The sequence below is a fragment of the Pseudomonas moorei genome (genome assembly GCF_008801475.1).
Classification (GTDB): Bacteria; Pseudomonadota; Gammaproteobacteria; order Pseudomonadales; family Pseudomonadaceae; genus Aquipseudomonas; species Aquipseudomonas moorei.
Genome location: NZ_VZPP01000004.1, coordinates 1 through 21,283, shown reverse-complemented (window position 1 = coordinate 21,283; position 21,283 = coordinate 1). Strand labels below are relative to the sequence as shown.

Below are 21,283 nucleotides of genomic sequence, written 5' to 3'. Positions count from 1 at the left end.
AGGTCGCTCCCACACTGGTTTGTGTCAGTTCGAGGATTTTCTGTGCGCTCATTGTTCTGGCGTATTCTGGCCAGCTTCTGGCTAGCGATCGCTTTGGTTGCAGGACTCTCCATTCTGCTGGGGCACATGCTCAATCAGGACGCGTGGATTCTCAGTCGCCATCCTGGCCTCAACACCCTGGCCCAAGAGTGGACGCAAACCTACGAGAGCCAGGGTGAGGATGCTGCCCAGGACATTCTCGAACAGCGCAAACGCCAGTATCACATCGATGTTCAAGTGCTCAACGAAAGCGGCGATCCAGTGGTGCGTGGCACTTTCCCCCGCCGTGCGGCGGCCTTCGAAGCACGCCAGAACAATGATGACCGACGCCTGCCATGGCGCCGTCTGACCGCGGAATACACCAGCGAAAAAACCGGCGACACCTACCTGCTGATCTATCGCATTCCGCACCCGGAACTGGACGCCTGGCACCGCGAAAGCCTGCTCTGGCCGCTGAGCGCACTGGGGATCGCCCTGGTGGTGCTGACCCTGTTCAGCTTGTTCGTCACCCTTTCCATCACCCGCCCCCTCAGCCGTTTGCGCGGTGCCGTGCATGATCTGGGGCAAACCACTTACCAACAAAACAGCCTGGTCAAACTGGCCAACCGCCGCGATGAGTTTGGCGTACTCGCCACTGACTTCAACCGCATGGGGGCACGCCTGCAAAGCCTGATCGGCAGCCAGCGACAGTTGCTGCGCGATGTATCCCACGAACTGCGTTCTCCCCTCGCACGGCTGCGCATTGCGCTGGCCTTGGCCGAACGGGCGACACCGGAAGAACGGCAGAAACTCTGGCCGCGACTGACTCGCGAATGCGACCGACTCGAAGCGCTGATCAGCGAAATTCTGGTACTGGCACGGGTCGATGCCGATAACGCCAGCGCTGAAGAGGTCGATCTCAATGCCTTACTCACAACGTTGCAACGGGATGCGCAAATGGCATCACCGGAGCAAAGCGTACGACTGGAGGCCGAGTCGCAACTGACCCTCAAAGGCTGGCCGACCATGATTGAGCGCGCCGTGGACAACCTGCTGCGCAACGCCCAACGCTTCAACCCGGTGGGCGGGCAACCGATCGAAATGCTGGCATTGCGTCAGGGTGAACGGATCATGGTGACCGTGCGCGATCATGGGCCTGGCGTCGACGCCGAACACCTGCATCAACTCGGCGAGCCGTTCTACCGCGCACCGGGCCAGACGGCGGCAGGCCATGGTTTGGGTTTAGCCATTGCACGACGGGCAGCGGAGAGACATGGCGGCAGTCTGGTGCTGGCCAATCACCCGGAAGGCGGGTTTATCGCGAGTCTGGAATTGCCACTCGTCCCCGGCGCAGTGGTCCAACCCTGACCCCCCTGTGGGAGCGAGCCTGCTCGCAAAAGCGGCAGTACATTCACAATCAATGTGACTGAAACACCGCTGTCGCGAGCGGGCTCGCTCCCACCTTTGATCGAGGTCGTCAGGCTTTACCGGGCCAGGCACTGACAAATTCAGTCAGGTCGACTTTTTCCGCAACGCGCGGTTCTTTCTGCGGCGTGCCCAGGTACAGAAACGCAATCACCTCTTCCCCTTCAGCCAGCCCCAGGCCCTTGGCCACATGCTCCGAATAGGCCAGGTCGCCGGTGCGCCACACCGCGCCAATGCCCTGCGCGTAGGCCGCCAGCAAAATCCCGTGAGCCGCGCAGCCAGCCGCCAGCAACTGCTCGGACTTCGGATACTTGATGTGATCCTGCAAGCGTGCAATCACCACGACCACCAGCGGTGCCCGCAGCGGACCGTTGCGCGCCTTGTCGATGGCCGCCTCGCTGACGTCGCCATCCTGCAGCTTCGCCGCTTCTGCCAGCAGCTCACCCATTTGCTCGCGCGCAGCACCTTCGACGGTCAGGAACCGCCAAGGCTGCAAATGACCGTGATCGGGTGCACGCATGGCCGCGGCAAACAGCGCTTCGCGCTGCTCGGCGGTGGGGGCCGGCTCGACCAGGCGTGGGACGGAAACACGGTTGAGCAATACGTCGAGAGCCTGCATCGGCCACCTCCTGAAAAATGTGTGCGGCTATTCTAGCGGTATCTACCGCCAGAGTGCCGGTTTACATGCCCCGCACCGCAGGTAGAATGGCGCCCTTTCCCCTATCAGCCGAGCGGACCTCATGGCGTTGCCGACCTTACGGATCATTGGTTTCATCATCGGCATCTTCCTGATAACCCTGGCCATTTCCATGGTCATCCCCATGGCCACGCTGGTGATCTTCGACCGCACCAGTGATCTGCCGTCGTTCCTCTGGGCCAGCATGATCACCTTTGTCGCCGGCCTGGCCCTGGTGATTCCCGGACGTCCCGAACACATACACCTGCGTCCCAGGGACATGTATCTGCTGACAGTCAGCAGCTGGCTGGTGGTGTGCATCTTCGCCGCACTGCCGTTTCTGCTGACCCAGCACATCAGCTACACCGACTCGTTCTTCGAAAGCATGTCGGGCATCACCGCCACCGGCTCGACGGTGCTCAGTGGCCTGGACACCATGTCCCCCGGCATTCTGATGTGGCGCTCGTTGTTGCACTGGCTCGGCGGCATCGGTTTCATCGGCATGGCGGTGGCGATTCTGCCGCTGCTGCGCATCGGTGGCATGCGCCTGTTTCAGACCGAGTCATCGGACCGATCCGAAAAAGTCATGCCCCGTTCGCACATGGTGGCGCGCTTGATCGTCGCCGCCTACGTCGGCATCACCATTGTCGGCAGCCTAGCGTTCTGGTGGGCCGGGATGAGCCTGTTCGATGCAATCAACCACGCGATGTCGGCAATTTCCACCGGGGGTTTCTCCACCTCCGACCAGTCCCTGGCCAAATGGACGCAACCGGCGGTGCACTGGGTGGCGATCGTCATCATGATTCTCGGCAGCCTGCCGTTCACCCTGTATGTAGCGACCCTGCGCGGCAACCGGCGGGCGCTGATCAAGGATCAACAGGTTCAAGGCTTGCTCGGCATGTTGCTGGTGACATGGCTGGTGCTCGGCACCTGGTATTGGTGGACCACCAAACTGCATTGGCTGGAAGCGCTGCGACATGTGGCGCTGAACGTGACGTCGGTGGTGACGACCACTGGTTTCGCACTGGGAGACTACAGCCTGTGGGGTAATTTCTCGCTGATGCTGTTCTTCTATCTGGGCTTTGTCGGCGGTTGTTCCGGCTCGACGGCCGGCGGGATCAAGATTTTCCGTTTCCAGGTGGCCTACATCCTGCTCAAGTCCAACCTTAATCAGTTAATTCACCCGCGCGCGGTGATCAAGCAGAAGTACAACGGTCACCGACTCGATGAAGAAATCGTACGCTCGATTCTGACCTTTTCGTTCTTCTTCGCCATCACCATCTGCGTGATTGCACTGTTGCTGTCGCTGCTCGGAGTCGACTGGATGACCGCCCTCACCGGTGCCGCCAGCACCGTGTCCGGCGTCGGCCCCGGCCTGGGTGAAACCATCGGCCCGGCCGGCAACTTCGCCTCTTTGCCAGACGCCGCCAAGTGGATTCTCTCGTTCGGCATGCTCTTGGGCCGACTTGAGATCATTACGGTGTTTGTTCTGTGTATTCCGGCGTTCTGGCGTCACTGACCGACGGCACTTCCATCAGCCGCGCCCGGTACTCGCCGGGGGTGGCATCGAACCAGCGCCGGAAGGCGCGGAAGAAGTTGCTCGGATCGGCGAACCCGAGCAGGTAGGCAATTTCCAGCAAGGTCATGGTCGGCTGTGCCAGATACTGCTCGGCCAGTTCACGCCGGGTATCGTCGAGCAATGTTTGAAAACTCGTGCCCTCTTCCTGCAAGCGTCTCTGCAAAGTACGTTGCGACAGGTGCAGCGTTTGCGCCACGGCGTCGCGCTTGGGTTCGCCCTGTGGCAGCAAGCGGCACAACACCTGCCGCGCCTTGTGGGTCACGCGACTCTCGGAAAATCGGGCCAGGTATTCGCCGGCAAAGCGGTCATGCAGCAGCGCCATGGCCTCGTTAGCCGTCGGCAGCGGTGCTTCCATGTCCGATCGCTCGAAAATCAGCGCATCGTAAGGCGCGTTGAACACCAGCGGCGCATGAAAGGCTTGTTTGTAGGGTTCGAGATTCGCCGGTTGATCGCCCTGGACCAGCACCTTGCGCGGGTGCAGCGTGCGGCCGGTCAGCCAGCCGCACAGCGCCAGGGCGCAGGCCAGTGAAGCTTCGGCGCTTTGGCGGGTGGGTGGTAAATGGTCGCCGTGGACCGTCAGGATCAGCGCATACCCCTCATCCAGCAGTCGGAAACTCAGGTCGGCGCTTTCAGCGATGATTCGCTGGTAACGCACCAGGCGCTTGAAGCCTTCGGCCAGGGTCTGACTGGACATCAAGGCGTAACCGGTTACATGAAACTGCGCAGGCCGCACCACCTTGCCCATGTTCAGGCCAATCGCCGGGTTGCCGGACAGCTCAACCGCGCGCTGCCAAAGTCGCGTCATGGAGTCCTGCGGGAACCGCGCATCCGGATCATCCAGTGCCTCGAAGTCGAGCCCCAGCTGTTTGAACAGAACCCGGCAATCCAGGCCGTCCATTTCCAGTGCTTTGACAATCCCCATCGCCCAGCTTGCAGAAGTCGTTCGTTCGCTCATGTCGGGTTCTTACATGATGAGCCGCCGGTCACGGCCAATTTCCCAAGGATACTAAAGTGGCGCCTATTGTCACTGGCTGATGCCTTTGATCACTCTAGACTTAATTAAGCTACCCGCAGAACAACTTGCAGTCAGAACAATAACCACAGAGATCGCAGTCGTGGAAAACGTCAAACGATTCAACAGCTTCGCTGAGTTTTACCCGTATTACCTCAGCGAACACAGCAACAGTACTTGCCGACGAATGCACTTCATCGGCACGACTTTGGTTATTTTCATTCTGGCGTTGACCATCGGTCAGGGCGCCTGGATGCTGTTGTGGGCTTTGCCGCTGGCCGGTTACAGCTTCGCCTGGGTCGGACATTTCTTCTTCGAAAGGAATCGCCCGGCAACCTTCCAGCATCCCTTCTACAGCCTGCTCGGCGATTTCGTGATGTATCGCGACATGATTCTGGGACGCGTGCCGTTCTAGAGGACAAGAGGATTGCCGATGAATGCCAATGCCCGTTTCACCCACATGAAGGACGGCACCCAGGAAGACTGGGCGATCATTGCTGCCGACTTCAGTGCCTATGCCCGCCAATTACCAACACGAATCGCGGCGCACCTGAAGTTGTTGGAGGGTGATTTTGGCGGCTTTCCGGTGGACCGCCTGACCCACTCGCTACAAACCGCTACCCGCGCCTGGCGCGACGGCCGGGATGAAGAGTACGTGGTCTGCGCCCTGCTCCACGACATCGGCGACACCCTGGGCTCCTACAATCACCCGGACATCGCTGCCGCCATCCTCAAGCCGTTCGTCAGCGCCGAGAATTTGTGGATGGTGGAGAAGCACGGGATTTTCCAGGGTTACTACTTCTTCCATCACCTGGGCATGGACCGGCACCTGCGTGAGCAATTCAGCGACCACCCGCAATACCAGGCGACGATCGAGTTCTGCGCCAAGTACGATGCCGCGGCGTTTGATCCAGCGTATGACACGCTGCCGCTGAGCTTCTTTGAACCGATGATGGCGAGGTTGTTTGCGCAGCCCAAGCACTCGATCTACAAGGCGGCGATGGAAGAATATTCATCCGTCTGACAGACCTCGGCGAACCGCCGCACGGTCCATCGAGAGCAGGCTCGCTCCCACAGGTGACCGAATTCTTTCAGGAAAATCGATCAAATTGTGGGAGCGAGCCTGCTCGCGATGTTGCCAGTAAAATCAGCGCGATGTTCACGCCGGCTCGGCTATTTTCACAGCCTTCAACTGCGCCTCCCGCGCCTGCGCATCGGCCAGGCGATACAACTCGATCGTGCCATCCCAATGCTCGATCAACGCTGTGCACGACTCCACCCAGTCCCCGCAATTGAGGTAGTCCACCTCACCGACCTTGCGAATCTCGGCGTGGTGAATGTGCCCGCATACCACGCCATGCAGCTCGCGTTTGACACACTCATGGGCAATGGCTTCTTCAAAATCGCTGATGAAGCTGACGGCGGTTTTCACCTTGTGCTTGAGGTACGCCGACAGCGACCAGTAACCATAGCCATAACGGGCACGCCAATGGTTGAGCCAACGGTTGAGGGTCAGGGTGAATTCGTAGGCCGAGTCGCCGAGAAACGCCAGCCAGCGGTGATAGCGGGTGATCACGTCAAACTGGTCACCGTGGATCACCAGCAGGTGCCGGCCGTCAGCGGTCACGTGCACCGCTTCGTCCACCAACTGGATGTTGCCCAGAATCAGCTTTGAATAGCGGCGCAGGAATTCATCATGGTTGCCGGTGACGTAGATCACCTCGGTACCGCGCTTGGCCATCGTCAGCAAGCGCCGGATCACATTGGTGTGCGCCTGCGGCCAGTACATGCCGCCGCGCAGTTTCCAGCCGTCGATGATATCGCCCACCAGATAGATTTTGTCTGCGTGGTAACCCTTGAGAAACTGCGACAGGTGCTCGGCCTGGCAATCGCGCGTGCCCAAATGCACGTCGGAAATCCATAGGGTGCGCACACGTTGCTTACGGCTGGGTTTGGCGAGCTCGGCGCTGGTCATGGGCAACCCTCAGGACTGGTTTTTGCCAGCTTGCGCCGAGTGGGTTAATAGCCCATGACAGCGGCAAGTCAGTCTTGTGACAACGCGAGGCAGCCGACAAACTGTGAGCGTCTGGCGACAGACACGACGGTAGCGGGCGCGGTTAAATGGCCTGGCTCACAATGCTTATCAAGGACTGTAATGACTCCCCGAACCGCCCTTGGCGCCCTGCATATCGGCGCACTGATGTTTGGCCTGACCGGCGTGTTCGGCAAACTCGCCGCGGCTTCGCCGGCCATCATCGTTTTCGGCCGTGCGGCCTTCGCAGTGCTGGCGCTGGCATTTTTTGCGCGATTCGCCAGCCAGCACCGCTGGCAAAAACTTCAAGCCGTGGATTGGCGTCGACTGTTGCTCAGCGGTCTGTTGCTGACGGGGCACTGGGTGAGCTTCTTCATTGCGGTGAAAGTGGCTGGCGTGGCGATCGCAACGCTGGGCTTCGCCAGCTTCCCGGCCTTTACGGTCATCCTCGAAGGCCTGATTTTCCGCGAGCGCATCCGCGCCAATGAAATCCTGCTGGTCGTGCTGGTCAGTATCGGGCTGGTACTCGTGACACCAGCGTTCGATCTGGCCAGCAGCGCTACCACCGGCCTGCTTTGGGCAGTGGCCTCAGGTCTGTTGTTTGCCCTGCTGTCGCTGACCAATCGCGTCAGTTCCGGCCGCATTCCGCCAGTGCAGGCAGCGTTGTGTCAGAACGTGGTGGTCGCCCTTTGCCTGTTGCCGGTGGCGGCGCCGCAATTGAGCGAGGTGCGTGCCATCGACTGGCTGTGGATCGGCCTGCTCGGGGTGTTCTGCACCGGGGTCGCCCACAGTCTGTTCGTCGCCAGTCTCGCCGTGATCAAGGCGCGTACCGCCGCCGTGGTCTTTGCCCTGGAGCCGGTTTACGGCATCACCGTGGCCTGGCTGTTATTCGATGAAAACCCGACCCTGCGCATGTTGCTGGGCGGTGCGCTGATCATCATCGCGATTGTGGTGTCCAGCAGGCTTGCGGGTGGTTCGAGCAAGAAAGCCGTCGCCGCAGAGGCCGCCTCTCACTGAGTGCGGTCGTTGTGTCCGAGGTCGCGGTCCGGATCGATTTGATCGCGGACCCGCTGTTTCAGAACCTTGGCCTCGGGAAAGCCACCGTCAACCTTGCGCTCCCAGATCTGCACATCGTCACAGAAAATATGAAAGACCCCACCCGTGCCTGGTACCAGGGACACCTTTCCCAGATCGTCACCGAAAGTGCTGAGCAGTTCCTGGGCGAGCCAGGCAGCGCGCAACAACCACTGACATTGGGTGCAATAGGTGATGACGATTTCCGGTTTGTGCGTGGTCATGAAAGACAGGTTCCCTGAGGCAGAAAGACTGACGTTTGAATGCGGTCCAGCTTACAACACATGACACCTGAACAGGATTCGCGCGGCCGGTTTCAGCGGTTTGGCGGCGGTGCCAGGTGCAGCGGTTCAAGGCCGGACAACTGACCGGGCTCTGCGAATTCGTCGAGAACGATGTCGTCCTCGGTTTGGAGGACAGGCTCGATGTCCCATTCAACCCCCGGCTTTGCCAGTAACCACTCACTCGATGGCAGCGCGGCGGGTGGCGGGTTTTCGCTCGGGGCAGTCAAGTCCCAGTTAGCATCCATCGACAGGTCATCCGGGTTCAACTGGAACTCGTCGCGAGGCATGGCGCCCCCTTCAAGTACATCCCTTGCAGGTGTTTCTTCAGCGGGAGCGGCAACCGGCTTCAGTAACGACATGGGCAGCAATGGTTCCTCAGATCGGTTCAGCATCGGTTCTTGCTTGCCAGTGGGTTCGGAGACAGCCTGGAATGGCTGGCGGCGACGCCGAATAAACCAGGCCAGCAGAAGCAACGTCACCAGCGTCAGCAACCCGCACATCAATAGCCAGTCCATTCCGGGCTTTTCAATAATGACAGGAGCCGGTGCCGTCACCTCCGGTACAATCGGCTTCGCTGTCGCCTGCCGGATTTCTGCCAACCGGGCCTGTAGCTCGGCCACCTGCTTTTTCTCAGCGGCAAACTGTTCATCCGTTGCCTGAAGCTTCGCCTTGAGCTCATCGATGGTTGCCTGCAACTGCTGGTTTTGCACAACGCTGGCGGCCAATTGCTCGGCGAGGGGATCCATCGCCTGCGCGGCGGGGACACTGGTGGGTTCCTTGCGCTCCGGCACTGTCGCAACGGTCGGTTGCACGTCGGGAAACTCTGAAGAGGCTTGGCTGACCAACGGCTCATCCGTCGCCGGCACAATCGCAGGTGATCCCGGAGGGTCGATCAGCAGGGTGTACTCGCGCAGCACACGGCCGTTGGCCTGATTGAACTGAACCAGGAAATTGAGGAAAGGTTCGTTGACCGGTTTGCGCGACGTCACCCGAATCAGGCTGCGGTTGCCCCGCAGGACCGGCGTGAACGTCAGATCGTTGAGAAAGATTCCACGCTCAACACCAGCCCGGCTGAATTCATCCGCCGTCGCCAGGCTGACCGACAGCTCACCCACTTGCAGGGCTGCGGCATCCACCAGCGCAATGTCGGCTCGCAACGGCTGATTCAATGCCGAGTGAACGGCAATCTCACCGAGGCCCAGCGCTGACGCCAAGCCCGAGTAAGTGACAACGGCACCGACCAGCAACAACCGGGTGCAACACCGAACAACGAAAAGTCGACTCTCAAGCATGAGCATCCCTTGGGTAACCAGAACCAACCTGCACGTGTTCGCACCTCCGGTACGAACACGATATTGCGCAGTAGTTCTTATAGTCTGCTCAACGCGGCCTCTCAGAAGTCTTGCGCGGGGTTATGCCTCAAGATTTTTCAAGGTTGGCCAGGATGTGCCCGTGCACCCGCATGCACACCGCCAAATCCGCCTCATCGACGCCTTCGAACAGCTCGTGGCGCAGTTGCGTGGCAATGGTTTCAATTTGTTCGATCAGGGGGAGCGCCGGGGCGCAGAGGACGATTTTCTTGGCTCGACGATCTTCCAGCACCGCTTGACGCTGCACCAAGCCCTGACTTTCCAGGCTATCGAGCAGTCGGGCCAGGGTGGGGCCTTCTACGCCAACACTTTGCGCCAGTTCACGTTGGGTCGGGGCTTCATCGAAACGCGCCAGGTGCAGCAGCACCAGCCAACGCGCCTGGGACAGTCCGAGGCCGGCCAGTCGGCGGTCGAGTTCGGCACGCCAGCCCCGCGACATCTGGGCCAGTTGCATGCCAAAGCGGTGTTGATCGGTTAACGGCATAAAACACTCATGATTAGACAGAAATAGAGAAATACTAATTATTAGTCAGCTAAGCATGAGCCTTGCCTTGAGGCAAGACTTGATCTTTAGTGAATCGTTAAATCAGCCCGACAGGCCACTCAAATCTCGAATTCGGACTGCAATGCGGCCCGTACACAGTACAAAACACCTTCCGGCACCCTGCCCGCAAACAATGCGGAAATCTCCGAAACCGGCGGTAACTCGCCTTCGCCGTCGAGGAAGGCATCCTGAACCTCGCCCATCAAGTCCTCGGGCAAATCCAGTGCCTGTTCCAGCGACAACTGCTGATTGCCAATGGCCTCGGCCAGCAGGGTGTAGACGTTCTTTTCCGAGCATTGCAACTGACCGGCGATCTGCAGCGGCGTCATGCCGGCGCGTGCCAGGGTGATCAATTCGTGGCGCACATCGGCCACCGCCTTCGGTGCCTCGACCTGGCCGCCGAGCACTTCGAGGAAGGCCTCGCCATAACGCTCCAGTTTGCGCGCGCCGACGCCGCTGACCCGGGCCATTTCCGCCAGGGACGTGGGTTGGCTGCGAAGCATTTCCAGCAAGGTGGAATCGGGGAAGATGACGTAAGGCGGCACACCGTGTTCTTCGGCGAGTTTGCGGCGCAGGGCACGCAGGGCTTCCCACTGTTCGCGTTCTTCGCCGCGCACCAGTTGGCTCGCCTGGCTCTTGCTGCTTTTGGTCGTGGTTTGCGACTTAAGGTCGCGGCGCAGCTCCAGGGTCACTTCACCCTTGAGCAGCGGCCGGCAACTGTCGCTCAGGCGCAAGCCGCCGTAGCCTTCAAGGTCGATGTCGGCCAGGCCACGGGCCACCAGTTGTCGAAACAGCGAGCGCCATTCGCCTTCGGCCATCGCTTTGCCGACACCGAAAACCGACAGGTGTTGATGACCGAAACTGCGGACCTTTTCATTGTCCTTGCCCAACAATACATCCACCAAATGCCCGACACCGTAGCGCTGGCCGGTGCGGTAGATCGCGGAAAGTGCCTGACGGGCGGGCTCGGTGGCGTCCCAGGTTTGCACGCCGTCGACACAGTTGTCGCAATGGCCGCAGGGCTCGGGCATGTCTTCATCGAAATAGGCCAGCAGGGTCTGGCGGCGGCAGCGGGTTTCTTCGCACAGCGAGAGCATGGCGTCGAGCTTGTGTTGCTCCAGTCGCTTGTGGCGTTCGTCGCCTTCGGAGTTCTGCAGCATCTGCTTGAGCATCACCACGTCTTGCAGGCCGTAGGCCATCCAGGCATCTGCCGGCAGCCCGTCACGGCCACCGCGACCGGTTTCCTGGTAGTAGGCCTCAAGGGACTTCGGCAAATCGAGGTGCGCGACAAAACGTACGTTGGGTTTGTCGATACCCATGCCAAACGCCACGGTGGCGACCATGATCAGGCCTTCCTCGTTGAGGAAGCGCTTCTGGTGATAGGCGCGCAAATCGTTGGGCAGTCCGGCGTGGTACGGCAGCGCCGGGAAGCCTTGCTCACTGAGGAACGCCGCCACTTCCTCGACCTTTTTGCGCGACAGGCAATAGACGATGCCGGCATCGCTGCGTCGTTCGGCGAGGAACGCCAGCAACTGCTTGCGCGGCTGTTCCTTGGGCACGATGCGATAAAAGATGTTCGGGCGGTCGAAGCTCGACAGGAAGCGCTCGGCGTTCTGCAGGTGCAGACGAGTGACGATCTCTTCCCGGGTGCGTTTGTCGGCGGTGGCGGTCAGGGCAATGCGCGGCACGTCGGGGAACATTTCCGCCAACTGGCCCAGTTGCAGGTACTCCGGACGGAAATCATGGCCCCATTGCGACACGCAGTGCGCTTCGTCAATGGCGAACAGGGCAATGTTCAAGCCTTGCAGGAACGCCAGCATGCGCGGCTGGACCAGCCGCTCGGGCGCGAGATAGAGCATTTTGACTTCGCCGCGCTTGATACGGGCCGCCAGGTCGCGCTGTTGCTCGGCGCTGAGGGTGGAGTTCAACGCGGCGGCGGCCACGCCCAGCTCTTCGAGGGTCGCGACCTGGTCATCCATCAAGGCGATCAGCGGCGACACCACGACCGCCAGGCCATCGCGCAATAGCGCCGGCACCTGGAAGCACAAGGATTTGCCACCACCGGTAGGCATCAGGACCAGGGCATCGCCGCCGCTGGCCACGCGCTCAATGATTGCACCCTGACGGCCACGGAAACTGTCGTAGCCGAAGATGTCCTTGAGGACGCGTTGAGCCTGTTCGAGCATAAAAACTCCAAAAATCACCGAAACATCCCTGCAAGGCTGGTCCAGAACCACCAGCACCGCACCGACAAATCGTAAGTGCGCGTTGCATGACGCTTCACATTTCAGCCGCGACGCCAGCAGGGCATCACAAAACGCGCGAGTATACCCGAGCACCGTCCGGCAAAGGGCGCCGCTGATAAGACACTCCACCAACAGCGCACAAATCCTGTGGGGGCGAGCTTGCTCGCGATAGCAGCGAATCAGGCAGCGATGGGGTTGGACGGTACGGCCTCATCGCGAGCAAGCTCCCTCCCACAGGGAATGCGGTGCAAATATGCCGCGCGGCTGGCCTGAGCGCTCAAGAAGGCCTAGAATTCCCGCATCTGTTAATTCCCCAAGGTAGTCCTTTAATGTCCTTCGCTGAGCAACTAACCCGCCTGCAAGTCTTCCTCGACGCCGATGAACTGCATGACGAGGCGCTGGACTACGTGGCCGCCCACGGCTACCTCACCGCCCTGTCGATCTGTTCCGAAGTGGTGCCGGATCGTGAGTGGATCGACGCCCTCTTCGCCGAAGAGCCGCATTACGCCGACGACACCGAGCGTGAAGCTATCGAATCCACATTGCTGGCCCTCAAGGCCCACATCGCCCGTCAACTGGCTTCCGATGAGGAGTTCGAGTTGCCGTGCGACCTGGACCTGGGCGAAGACCCGGACGACTCCGATCTGCGCGGCTGGTGCATCGGTTTCATGGAAGGCGTGTTCCTGCGCGAAGAAGCCTGGTTCGAAACCGCCGAAGATGAAGTCAGCGAAATGCTGCTGCCGATCATGGTCGGTTCGGGCCTGTTCGACGAGCAACCGGAGTTCTCCGACATCGCCGCCGACGCCAACTTGATGGACGACATGATCGTGCAGATCCCGGAAGCCCTGACCGCGCTGTACCTGCTGTGCAACGCGCCAGACGAAAAACCGGCGATCCTCAAGCCACGTCACCACTAAGGTTCTGCCTATGGACGCCCCCATAGGCAACCGCCCCCTGATGTTGCGCTACGTGCTGCTGGCCATCGGCTGGCTCAGCGTAGCGCTGGGGGTAATCGGGATTTTCCTGCCGGTATTGCCCACCACGCCCTTCCTGCTGCTGGCGGCCGCCTGCTTCGCCCGCAGCTCGCCGCGTTTTTATCGATGGCTGGTGGAGCACCGGCACCTTGGGCCCTGGATTCGCGACTACCTCGATGGCAATGGCATTCCGCTCAAGGGCAAGGTCTACGCCATCGGTCTGATGTGGATAAGCATTCTGTTCTCCTGCTATCTGGTGCCGCTGCCATGGGCACGCGGCTTCATGCTGACCAGCGCGGTGCTGGTGACGATCTATATCCTTCGCCAGAAAACCCTGCACAAACCCTGACCCTGCGTGGCTCCCTCGCCACTCAGGCAGTCCTGCGTGACACCTTCGTCCGACGATCTGCCCCTCTTCGTCGCAAACACCACCTAGACTTCAACACTCAGCACACGAGCAGCCGGACATGTCCCGCAGCCAGCGAAGTCCAGGGTGGCCAGCGTTCCGACTTCGGATCGGCGGACGACTGCTGTTGGCCGTTTTTCTGCTGGCCGGACTCAGCAGTGCCGGGGCCTATTGGGATTTTGCGCAGATTCTGCAAACCGTCGGCCAGCGCTACGGTCCACTCGGCCTTGAAGAGGGACGTATTGTGGCCTGGAGTCAAATGCTCCAGGGCGAACGCAACGCGCCTGAGCGCGAACAACTCAATGTGGTCAATCGCTTCTTCAATCAACAACTGAACTTTGAGGACGATACCCGCATCTGGCATCAGACCGATTACTGGGCCACGCCGGTTGAATCCCTGATCAAGGGCGCCGCCGATTGCGAGGACTACGCACTGGCGAAATATTTCAGCCTGCGCCAACTCGGCATTCCCAGCGAAAAACTGCGCATTACCTACGTCAAGGCGCTGACCCAGAATCAGGCGCATATGGTGCTGACCTTCTACAGCAGCCCTGCCGCCGACCCGCTGGTGCTGGATAACCTGATCGGTGACATCCGCCCCGCCTCCCAACGCAAAGACTTGTTGCCGGTGTATGCCTTCAATGCCGAAGGCCTGTACCTGCCCGGTGCCAATGGCGGCAATCGCAGCAGCGACTCGAAAAAACTGTCGCGCTGGCAAGACGTACTGAAAAAGATGCAGGCCGAAGGGTTCGCCGTGGGCAATGGTTAACGGCCAGAGCAAGGAGCGTTCGATGAAACTGCGCAACCAATTGTTTCTCGCCATCTGCCTGTTCCTGCTGGTGGCATTCAGTGGCAGTTTTTTTGTCAGCCTTGAAAGCTCCCGCGAGCAGATGCTCGGTCAACTGCGTTCCCACGCCCAGGACGCGGCCACTGCATTGGGTTTGTCGCTCACAGCACAAATCGATGATCCGGCCATGATGGAGCTGATGGTCAGTTCGATTTTCGACAGCGGCTACTTCAGCAGCATTCGCGTTGTCGATGTCCAGAATCAGCAGGTGCTGGTAGAGCGCAACTTTGCGGGGAGCATCGAGGGCGTGCCGGGGTGGTTCGTCAACCTGGTGAACCTGCGTGTCCAGGGGGGCGATGCGCTGATCATGCGCGGCTGGGAGCAAGCGGCGCGGGTGGAAGTATTAAGCAATCCGCAGTTCGCCCTGGCCAAACTCTGGGACAGTACCCTTGGCAGCCTGATCTGGCTGTTGGTGTGCGGCCTGCTCAGCGCGGTCTTCGGCGGCTGGCTGTTGCGTCGGCAATTTCGCCCGCTGGACACCCTGGTTAAACAGGCCGAAGCCATCAGCAAGCGTGAGTTCCTGAGCCTGCCGAAATTGCCACGCACCCCGGAATTGAAACGCGTGGTGTTGGCCATGAACCAGATGGTCGAGAAACTCAAGGCCTTGTTCGCCGAAGAAGCCGAACGCAGTGAAAAACTACGAAGCGAGTCCTATCAGGACAGCCTGACCGGGCTGGCCAATCGGCGTTTGCTGGATGAACAACTGGCCGATTATTTACTGGTCGATGAACAAAACAGTGACGGCCATTTGCTGACGCTACAGATCAACGATCTGGTGGGACTCAACCAACGTCGTGGCGGGCAACGCACCGATGCATTGATCAGCGCGGTGGGCGAACTGCTCAAGCGCTTGACCCGATTGCCCGAGCGGCGCGCCTGGCTGGCGGCTCGCAACCGTGGCGGCGAATTCAGCCTGCTGATGCCGGGCCTGAACACCGAAGACGCCGAGCGTTTGGCGGCCGAGATCAGCACCACCCTGGAAAACCTGCGCCTGACAGGCGCCAGCGATTGCACGCCCGTCGCCCACTTGGCAATTGTCGCCTATCACCCCGGTGAGCCGGCCAGCGACGTGCTACTGCGCCTGGACCATGCACTGACTCAAGCCCGGCAACGCCCCGACCGCCCCTGGGTGATGCTGGGCCACCACGAGACCGTACCGAATCAGCCTCAACATGACTGGCGTACCTGGCTCGACGACGCCCTGACCGAAGGCAAACTACAGCTGTATTTTCAGCCGGTGGTGCAATGCGCTGACACCAGTCAGGTGCTGCACCACAAAGTCCTCGCACGCCTGATCGACCCGCAGGGCGAAGCGATTGCCGCCGGGCATTTCCTGCCGTGGATCGAGCGACTGGGCTGGTCGTCACGCTTCGATCTGGCGATGCTCGACGCCACACTCGAATATCTCGCCGCCAACCGCTGGCCACTGGCGCTGAGCTTGTCCGGCAGCACTCTGCGCGACCCGGTGCAACTGCGACTGATCCTCGACATGCTCGAATCGCTGCCGGACCTGTCTCCACTGCTGACCCTGGAAATCGACGAATGCCAGCTGCCCCCTGCGGACGAACTGCAACGGCTGAGCCACAGTGTGCTCAACACCGGTTACCGCATCGGCCTGCAGCATTTTGGCGGCAGCTTCAGCCAGATCGGTAACCTGACGCAGCTAGGCCTGGCTTACTTGAAAATCGATGGGGCCTACATCAGGCACATCGATGAGCAACGAGACAAACGGCTGTTCATCGAGGCGATTTTCAGGGCCACCAACAGCATCGATTTGCCGTTGATTGCAGAGATGGTCGAGACCCGGGGTGAACTGGAAACGATCAAGGAACTGGGGGTGTTCGGGGTGATGGGAAGACTGATCGGGCCGCCAGAGCCGATGTGAGGCCAGCAAGATCAACAGATCGCCGCCTTCGGCAGTTCCTGCAGGGTCTGCGCGACCCAGGTAAGGAGCTGCCGGAGGCGGCGATCTTATTTCAGATCAAACGGTATCCACCTTCAAGGAATGATCATTGAGCATCCCGTTGATGATGGTCGCCGTATCCGCCCCGGTAATCACCCCGCCCGCTCCCGGCGTCACCCCGTAATGGCTGGCCAGGTTGACGCCTGCCAGATCGATGGTCTGGTTCGGCGCCGCGCCGGCCAATGCACTGACGTCGATGCTGGTCACCACTGACGCGCCACTGCCATTGACGGTGAAGTGCAGATAGTTATCCAGAGATGCCGCCGTGTTGGTTTCGCCTTGCAGCAGTTGCGACAGGTCCAGTTTGTCAGTGCCCGGTGCGAAGTCGGTGATCACGTCGTGGCCACTATTGCCCTTGAGCCACTCGAAGGTGTCGGCACCACTGCCGCCGGTGAGGGTGTTGTTGCCCAGGCCGCCGATCAGAATGTCATCGCCGCCCCCGCCGTTGAGCACGTCGTTGCCCAGGCCGCCGTTGATGATGTTGTTGTTATTGTCACCGGTGAGGGTGTCGTTGTAGTTCGAGCCCGTCAGGTTTTCGATACCGGTCAGGGTATCGATGCCTGCACCCAGGGTGTCTTGCGCACCGAGCAGGCTCAGGTTGACCGTGACCCCGGCCGTGGCGTGGGCGTAGCTGGCGGTATCGTTGCCGATGCCACCGTCGAGCAGATCATTGCCCGGACCGCTGTAGAGCAAGTCGTTGCCGGCGCCGCCGTGCAACTCATTATTTCCGGTGCCTGCGATGAGGATGTCATTGCCGTCACCGCCATTGAGGATGTTGTCGCCATTGCCCGCCACCAGCGTGTCATTGCCTGCGGTCCCGGTGAGGATGTGACTGTCCTGGTAGCTGATGGTCAGGTTGGCGCTGTCGCTGCCGCCATGGCTGTCGCTGGCGGTGTAGGCGCCATGGTAATCCGGCGCTATGTCATGGGCACCGGCGTAATTGACGGTCATGGTCAGTTGGTAGTCTTCCGCCCCGTTGGAGTTGCTGCCACTGGTGTTGGTGATGTTGGTGATGTGGATCTGGTAGGTCGCATCCGACGTTGCTGTCAGGGTTTGCCCGTCCGCAAGGGCAATCCAGGCTCCGCCGTCGACCGAATATTCCATGGCCACATGGCCGGCTGCCAGGTTGTGGTCCAGGTTGAGGGTTTCGCCCTGCTTCAGGTTGACGGTGATGCGATCCTCATCATTGGCGTGGGCATTGGTCACCGCACCGAGGAAACCGCTGACCACCAGCACCGCCGTCATGGTCGCGGCATTGGCCGAGAAGGCACTGCGCACGTCGCACAGGTTCTGGTTCTCGGTGCTGTTGGGGTTAGTACCCTTGAAGTTGATCGCGCCAGTGCCGGTGAAGTCCGCTGCCTTGGAGATCCAGCCGGTGTTGAAGGTCGTCGGCGACACCGTGAGCGGATCGCCATTGGCGGCAGTATCGTTGGCCAACAGCAACTCGCCCGGCAACGTCACACTGCCCGACAGCACGTTGGTGATGACGTGATCATCGACTGCCACGACATTCCCGTCGTTATTGCTGACCGCCTGGATACAGCTGTTGTGCACGTCGATGGTGATGGTGGTGGTGCTTTGATCGCCGTCACCGTCGCGCAGGGTGTAGGTGAAGGTGTCGGTCGCGCCGGGGCCGTTCACGCTGTTGGGGTAGCTGTGGTATTCGGCGTTGCCGTGGGCATCGAGGGTCAGGTAGCCGTAGGTGCCGTTGATCTGGGTGTTGAGGCCGCCGACCACCGGGGTCGAGGTGTCCGAACCGGCGCGCACGCCGACCACACCGCCACCGGCCGCCGGACCATCCGCACCACCAACGTCATTCGCCAGCACGTTGCCGGTGATGATGCCGCCTTCGCCGACCGAGGCCACATCGGCATTGGCCTTCGGTACGTCGTCGACGATGTTGACCACGATGGTGCTGGTGGCCACGTTCCCCAGCGAATCGGTGGCGTGGTAGGTGAAGGTCTCGGTCACCGTGTTCGGGCCGTCGTTGGCCTGCGGCGTGGTGTGCGCCGGGTTGGTCAGGGTGTAGGTGTAGGTGCCGTCGGGGTTGAGCTGGATCAGTCCGAAGTTACCCTGGGCGCTGCCGACCAGGCTGTAGGTGAGCGCACCGCTGCCGCCGGTGACCGCGCCGACCAGGGTGCCGCTGGCGGTTTCCCCGGTGTTGCCCGGCTCGCTGCCGGTGGCGTAACCGCCGCTCAGGTCCTGGCCGTCCTTGGTGAAGTCGAGGGCTTTTTCAAACACGGTCACGTCGTTGTCGCTGACCGCCTGGATACAGCTGTTGTGCACGTCGATGGTGATGGTGGTGGTGCTTTGATCGCCGTCGCCATCGCGCAGGGTGTAGGTGAAGGTGTCGGTCGCACCGGGGCCGTTCACGCTGTTGGGGTAGCTGTGGTATTCGGCGTTGCCGTGGGCGTCGAGGGTCAGGTAGCCGTAGGTGCCGTTGATCTGGCTATTGAGGCCGCCGACCACCGGGGTCGAAGTGTCCGAACCAGCGCGCACGCCGACCACACCGCCACCGACGGCCGGGCCATCCGCACCGCCGACGTCGTTTGCCAGCACGTTGCCGGTGATGATGCCGCCTTCGCCGACCGAGGCCACATCGGCGTTGGCCTTCGGCACGTCGTCGACGATGTTGACCACGATGGTGCTGGTGGCCACGTTCCCCAGCGAATCGGTGGCGTGGTAGGTGAAGGTTTCGGTCACCGTGTTCGGACCGTCGTTGGCCTGCGGCGTGGTGTGCGCCGGGTTGGTCAGGGTGTAGGTGTAGGTGCCGTCGGGGTTGAGCTGGATCAACCCGAAGTTGCCCTGGGCGCTGCCGACCAGGGTGTAGGTCAGCGCGCCGCTGCCGCCGGTGACCGAGCCGACCAGGGTGCCGCTGGCGGTCTCGCCGGTGTTGCCCGGCTCGCTGCCGGTGGCGTACCCGCCGCTCAGGTCCTGGCCGTCCTTGGTGAAGTCGAGGGCTTTTTCGAACACGGTCACGTCGTTGTCGCTGACCGCCTGGAGGCAGCTGTTGTGCACGTCGATGGTGATGGTGGTGGTGCTTTGATCGCCGTCGCCATCGCGCAGGGTGTAGGTGAAGGTGTCGGTCGCGCCGGGGCCGTTCACGCTGTTGGGGTAGCTGTGGTATTCGGCGTTGCCGTGGGCGTCGAGGGTCAGGTAGCCGTAGGTGCCGTTGATTTGGCTGTTGAGGCCGCCGACCACCGGCGTCGAGGTGTCCGAACCGGCGCGCACGCCGACCACGCCGCCACCGGCCGCCGGGCCATCCGCACCGCCGACGTCATTCGCCAGCACGTTGCCGGTGATGATGCCGCCTTCGCCGACCGAGGCCACATCGGCGTTGGCCTTCGGCACGTCGTCGACGATGTTGACCACGATGGTGCTGGTGGCCACGTTCCCCAGCGAATCGGTGGCGTGGTAGGTGAAGGTTTCGGTCACCGTGTTGGGGCCGTCGTTGGCCTGCGGCGTGGTGTGCGCCGGGTTGGTCAGGGTGTAGGTGTAGGTGCCGTCGGGGTTGAGCTGGATCAACCCGAAGTTACCCTGGGTGCTGCCGACCAGGCTGTAGGTCAGCGCACCGCTGCCGCCGGTGACCGAGCCGACCAGGGTGCCGCTGGCGGTTTCGCCGGTATTGCCCGGTTCGCTGCCGGTGGCGTAACCGCCGCTCAGGTCCTGGCCGTCCTTGGTGAAGTCGAGGGCTTTTTCGAACACGGTCACGTCGTTGTCGCTGACCGCCTGGATACAGCTGTTGTGCACGTCGATGGTGATGGTGGTGGTGCTTTGATCGCCATCACCGTCGCGCAGGGTGTAGGTGAAGGTGTCGGTCGCGCCAGGGCCGTTCACGCTGTTGGGGTAGCTGTGGTATTCGGCGTTGCCGTGGGCATCGAGGGTCAGGTAGCCGTAGGTGCCGTTGATCTGGCTGTTGAGGCCGCCGACCACCGGCGTCGAAGTGTCCGAGCCGGCGCGCACGCCGACCACGCCGCCACCGACGGCCGGGCCATCCGCACCGCCGACGTCATTCGCCAGCACGTTGCCGGTGATCACACCGCCCTCGCCGACCGAAGCCACATCGGCGTTGGCCTTCGGTACGTCGTCGACGATGTTGACCACGATGGTGCTGGTGGCCACGTTCCCCAGCGAATCGGTGGCGTGGTAGGTGAAGGTTTCGGTCACCGTGTTGGGGCCGTCGTTGGCCTGCGGCGTGGTGTGCGCCGGGTTGGTCAGGGTGTAGGTGTAGGTGCCGTCGGGGTTGAGCTGGATCAACCCGAAGTTACCCTGGGTGCTGCCGACCAGGCTGTAGGTCAGCGCACCGCTGCCGCCGGTGACCGAGCCGACCAGGGTGCCGCTGGCGGTTTCGCCGGTATTGCCCGGTTCGCTGCCGGTGGCGTAACCGCCGCTCAGGTCCTGGCCGTCCTTGGTGAAGTCGAGGGCTTTTTCGAACACGGTCACGTCGTTGTCGCTGACCGCCTGGATACAGCTGTTGTGCACGTCGATGGTGATGGTGGTGGTGCTTTGATCGCCATCACCGTCGCGCAGGGTGTAGGTGAAGGTGTCGGTCGCGCCAGGGCCGTTCACGCTGTTGGGGTAGCTGTGGTATTCGGCGTTGCCGTGGGCATCGAGGGTCAGGTAGCCGTAGGTGCCGTTGATCTGGCTGTTGAGGCCGCCGACCACCGGCGTCGAAGTGTCCGAGCCGGCGCGCACGCCGACCACGCCGCCACCGACGGCCGGGCCATCCGCACCGCCGACGTCATTCGCCAGCACGTTGCCGGTGATCACACCGCCCTCGCCGACCGAAGCCACATCGGCGTTGGCCTTCGGTACGTCGTCGACGATGTTGAC

General features: G+C 61.4%; 17 protein-coding genes. 9 read left to right on the top strand and 8 right to left on the bottom strand.

All coding sequences use genetic code 11. The annotated features are described in order from the left end of the window. Positions 1–42 precede the first annotated feature (42 nt). Positions 43–1,386 carry a sensor histidine kinase gene (locus F7R06_RS07830; protein ID WP_090324370.1) on the top strand — a complete coding sequence of 448 codons (1,344 nt, stop codon included), beginning with the start codon at positions 43–45 and terminating at the stop codon, positions 1,384–1,386. 109 nt (positions 1,387–1,495) lie between these two features. Here F7R06_RS07830 and F7R06_RS07825 read toward each other — a convergent pair whose 3' ends face one another. Continuing rightward, positions 1,496–2,062 (bottom strand): NAD(P)H nitroreductase, encoded by a 567-nt coding sequence (locus tag F7R06_RS07825; RefSeq protein ID WP_090324372.1) that lies wholly within the window; start codon positions 2,060–2,062, stop codon positions 1,496–1,498. A 121-nt stretch (positions 2,063–2,183) separates the two neighbouring features. On the opposite strand from F7R06_RS07825, the gene F7R06_RS07820 reads away from it, so the two are divergent. Then, positions 2,184–3,638 carry a TrkH family potassium uptake protein gene (locus F7R06_RS07820; RefSeq protein WP_090324373.1) on the top strand — a complete coding sequence of 485 codons (1,455 nt, stop codon included), beginning with the start codon at positions 2,184–2,186 and terminating at the stop codon, positions 3,636–3,638. On the opposite strand, the gene F7R06_RS07815 is transcribed toward F7R06_RS07820, so the two are convergent. Further along, a complete protein-coding gene (locus F7R06_RS07815) occupies positions 3,595–4,653 on the bottom strand; it encodes an AraC family transcriptional regulator (protein WP_090324375.1) in 1,059 nt (352 codons plus the stop codon). The two genes, F7R06_RS07820 and F7R06_RS07815, sit on opposite strands and share 44 nt — an antisense overlap. Before the next feature lie 160 nt (positions 4,654–4,813). On the opposite strand from F7R06_RS07815, the gene F7R06_RS07810 reads away from it, so the two are divergent. Next, positions 4,814–5,125 carry an Mpo1-like protein gene (locus tag F7R06_RS07810; protein ID WP_090324376.1) on the top strand — a complete coding sequence of 104 codons (312 nt, stop codon included), beginning with the start codon at positions 4,814–4,816 and terminating at the stop codon, positions 5,123–5,125. Between the two features lie 18 nt (positions 5,126–5,143). Further along, the gene (locus F7R06_RS07805) at positions 5,144–5,734 is read left to right on the top strand and encodes an HD domain-containing protein (protein ID WP_090324378.1); all 591 of its coding nucleotides are present in this window, start codon (positions 5,144–5,146) and stop codon (positions 5,732–5,734) included. 135 nt (positions 5,735–5,869) lie between these two features. Here the strand turns inward: F7R06_RS07805 and F7R06_RS07800 are convergent, their stop codons facing one another. Then, positions 5,870–6,685 carry a UDP-2,3-diacylglucosamine diphosphatase gene (locus F7R06_RS07800; protein WP_090324380.1) on the bottom strand — a complete coding sequence of 272 codons (816 nt, stop codon included), beginning with the start codon at positions 6,683–6,685 and terminating at the stop codon, positions 5,870–5,872. Between the two features lie 180 nt (positions 6,686–6,865). Between F7R06_RS07800 and F7R06_RS07795 the strand changes: the two genes are divergently transcribed. Further along, the gene (locus tag F7R06_RS07795) at positions 6,866–7,759 is read left to right on the top strand and encodes a DMT family transporter (protein ID WP_090324381.1); all 894 of its coding nucleotides are present in this window, start codon (positions 6,866–6,868) and stop codon (positions 7,757–7,759) included. On the opposite strand, the gene F7R06_RS07790 is transcribed toward F7R06_RS07795, so the two are convergent. The 4 genes from F7R06_RS07790 to recQ all read right to left on the bottom strand — a co-directional run bounded on the left by F7R06_RS07790 (position 7,753) and on the right by recQ (position 12,200). After that, entirely contained in the window at positions 7,753–8,040 is a 288-nt protein-coding gene (locus F7R06_RS07790) for an Rdx family protein (RefSeq protein WP_090324383.1), read from the bottom strand. The two genes, F7R06_RS07795 and F7R06_RS07790, sit on opposite strands and share 7 nt — an antisense overlap. A 92-nt stretch (positions 8,041–8,132) precedes the next feature. Further along, on the bottom strand, positions 8,133–9,392 hold the full coding sequence (locus tag F7R06_RS07785; RefSeq protein WP_174552486.1) for a type IV pilus assembly protein FimV: 1,260 nt from the start codon (positions 9,390–9,392) through the stop codon (positions 8,133–8,135). 127 nt (positions 9,393–9,519) lie between these two features. Further along, on the bottom strand, positions 9,520–9,954 hold the full coding sequence (locus F7R06_RS07780; protein WP_090324385.1) for a MarR family transcriptional regulator: 435 nt from the start codon (positions 9,952–9,954) through the stop codon (positions 9,520–9,522). A gap of 119 nt (positions 9,955–10,073) precedes the next feature. After that, positions 10,074–12,200, bottom strand: coding sequence for a DNA helicase RecQ (gene recQ, locus F7R06_RS07775; protein ID WP_090324386.1), 2,127 nt, complete (start codon positions 12,198–12,200; stop codon positions 10,074–10,076). A 389-nt stretch (positions 12,201–12,589) separates the two neighbouring features. Between recQ and F7R06_RS07770 the strand changes: the two genes are divergently transcribed. The 4 genes from F7R06_RS07770 (at position 12,590) to lapD (ending at position 16,372) form a co-directional block, all read left to right on the top strand. Then, the gene (locus tag F7R06_RS07770; protein ID WP_034146211.1) at positions 12,590–13,177 is read left to right on the top strand and encodes a UPF0149 family protein; all 588 of its coding nucleotides are present in this window, start codon (positions 12,590–12,592) and stop codon (positions 13,175–13,177) included. 10 nt (positions 13,178–13,187) lie between these two features. Then, positions 13,188–13,583, top strand: a complete 396-nt coding sequence (locus F7R06_RS07765; RefSeq protein WP_090324388.1) for a YbaN family protein — start codon at positions 13,188–13,190, stop codon at positions 13,581–13,583. Positions 13,584–13,701: 118 nt separating this feature from the next. Continuing rightward, positions 13,702–14,409, top strand: coding sequence for a cysteine protease LapG (gene lapG, locus F7R06_RS07760; protein WP_090324390.1), 708 nt, complete (start codon positions 13,702–13,704; stop codon positions 14,407–14,409). Between the two features lie 22 nt (positions 14,410–14,431). After that, positions 14,432–16,372, top strand: coding sequence for a cyclic di-GMP receptor LapD (gene lapD / locus F7R06_RS07755; RefSeq protein ID WP_090324391.1), 1,941 nt, complete (start codon positions 14,432–14,434; stop codon positions 16,370–16,372). Positions 16,373–16,468: 96 nt separating this feature from the next. Here lapD and F7R06_RS07750 read toward each other — a convergent pair. Continuing rightward, on the bottom strand, positions 16,469–21,283 hold a 4,815-nt coding region (locus tag F7R06_RS07750; RefSeq protein WP_151149660.1), incomplete at its 5' end, for a beta strand repeat-containing protein.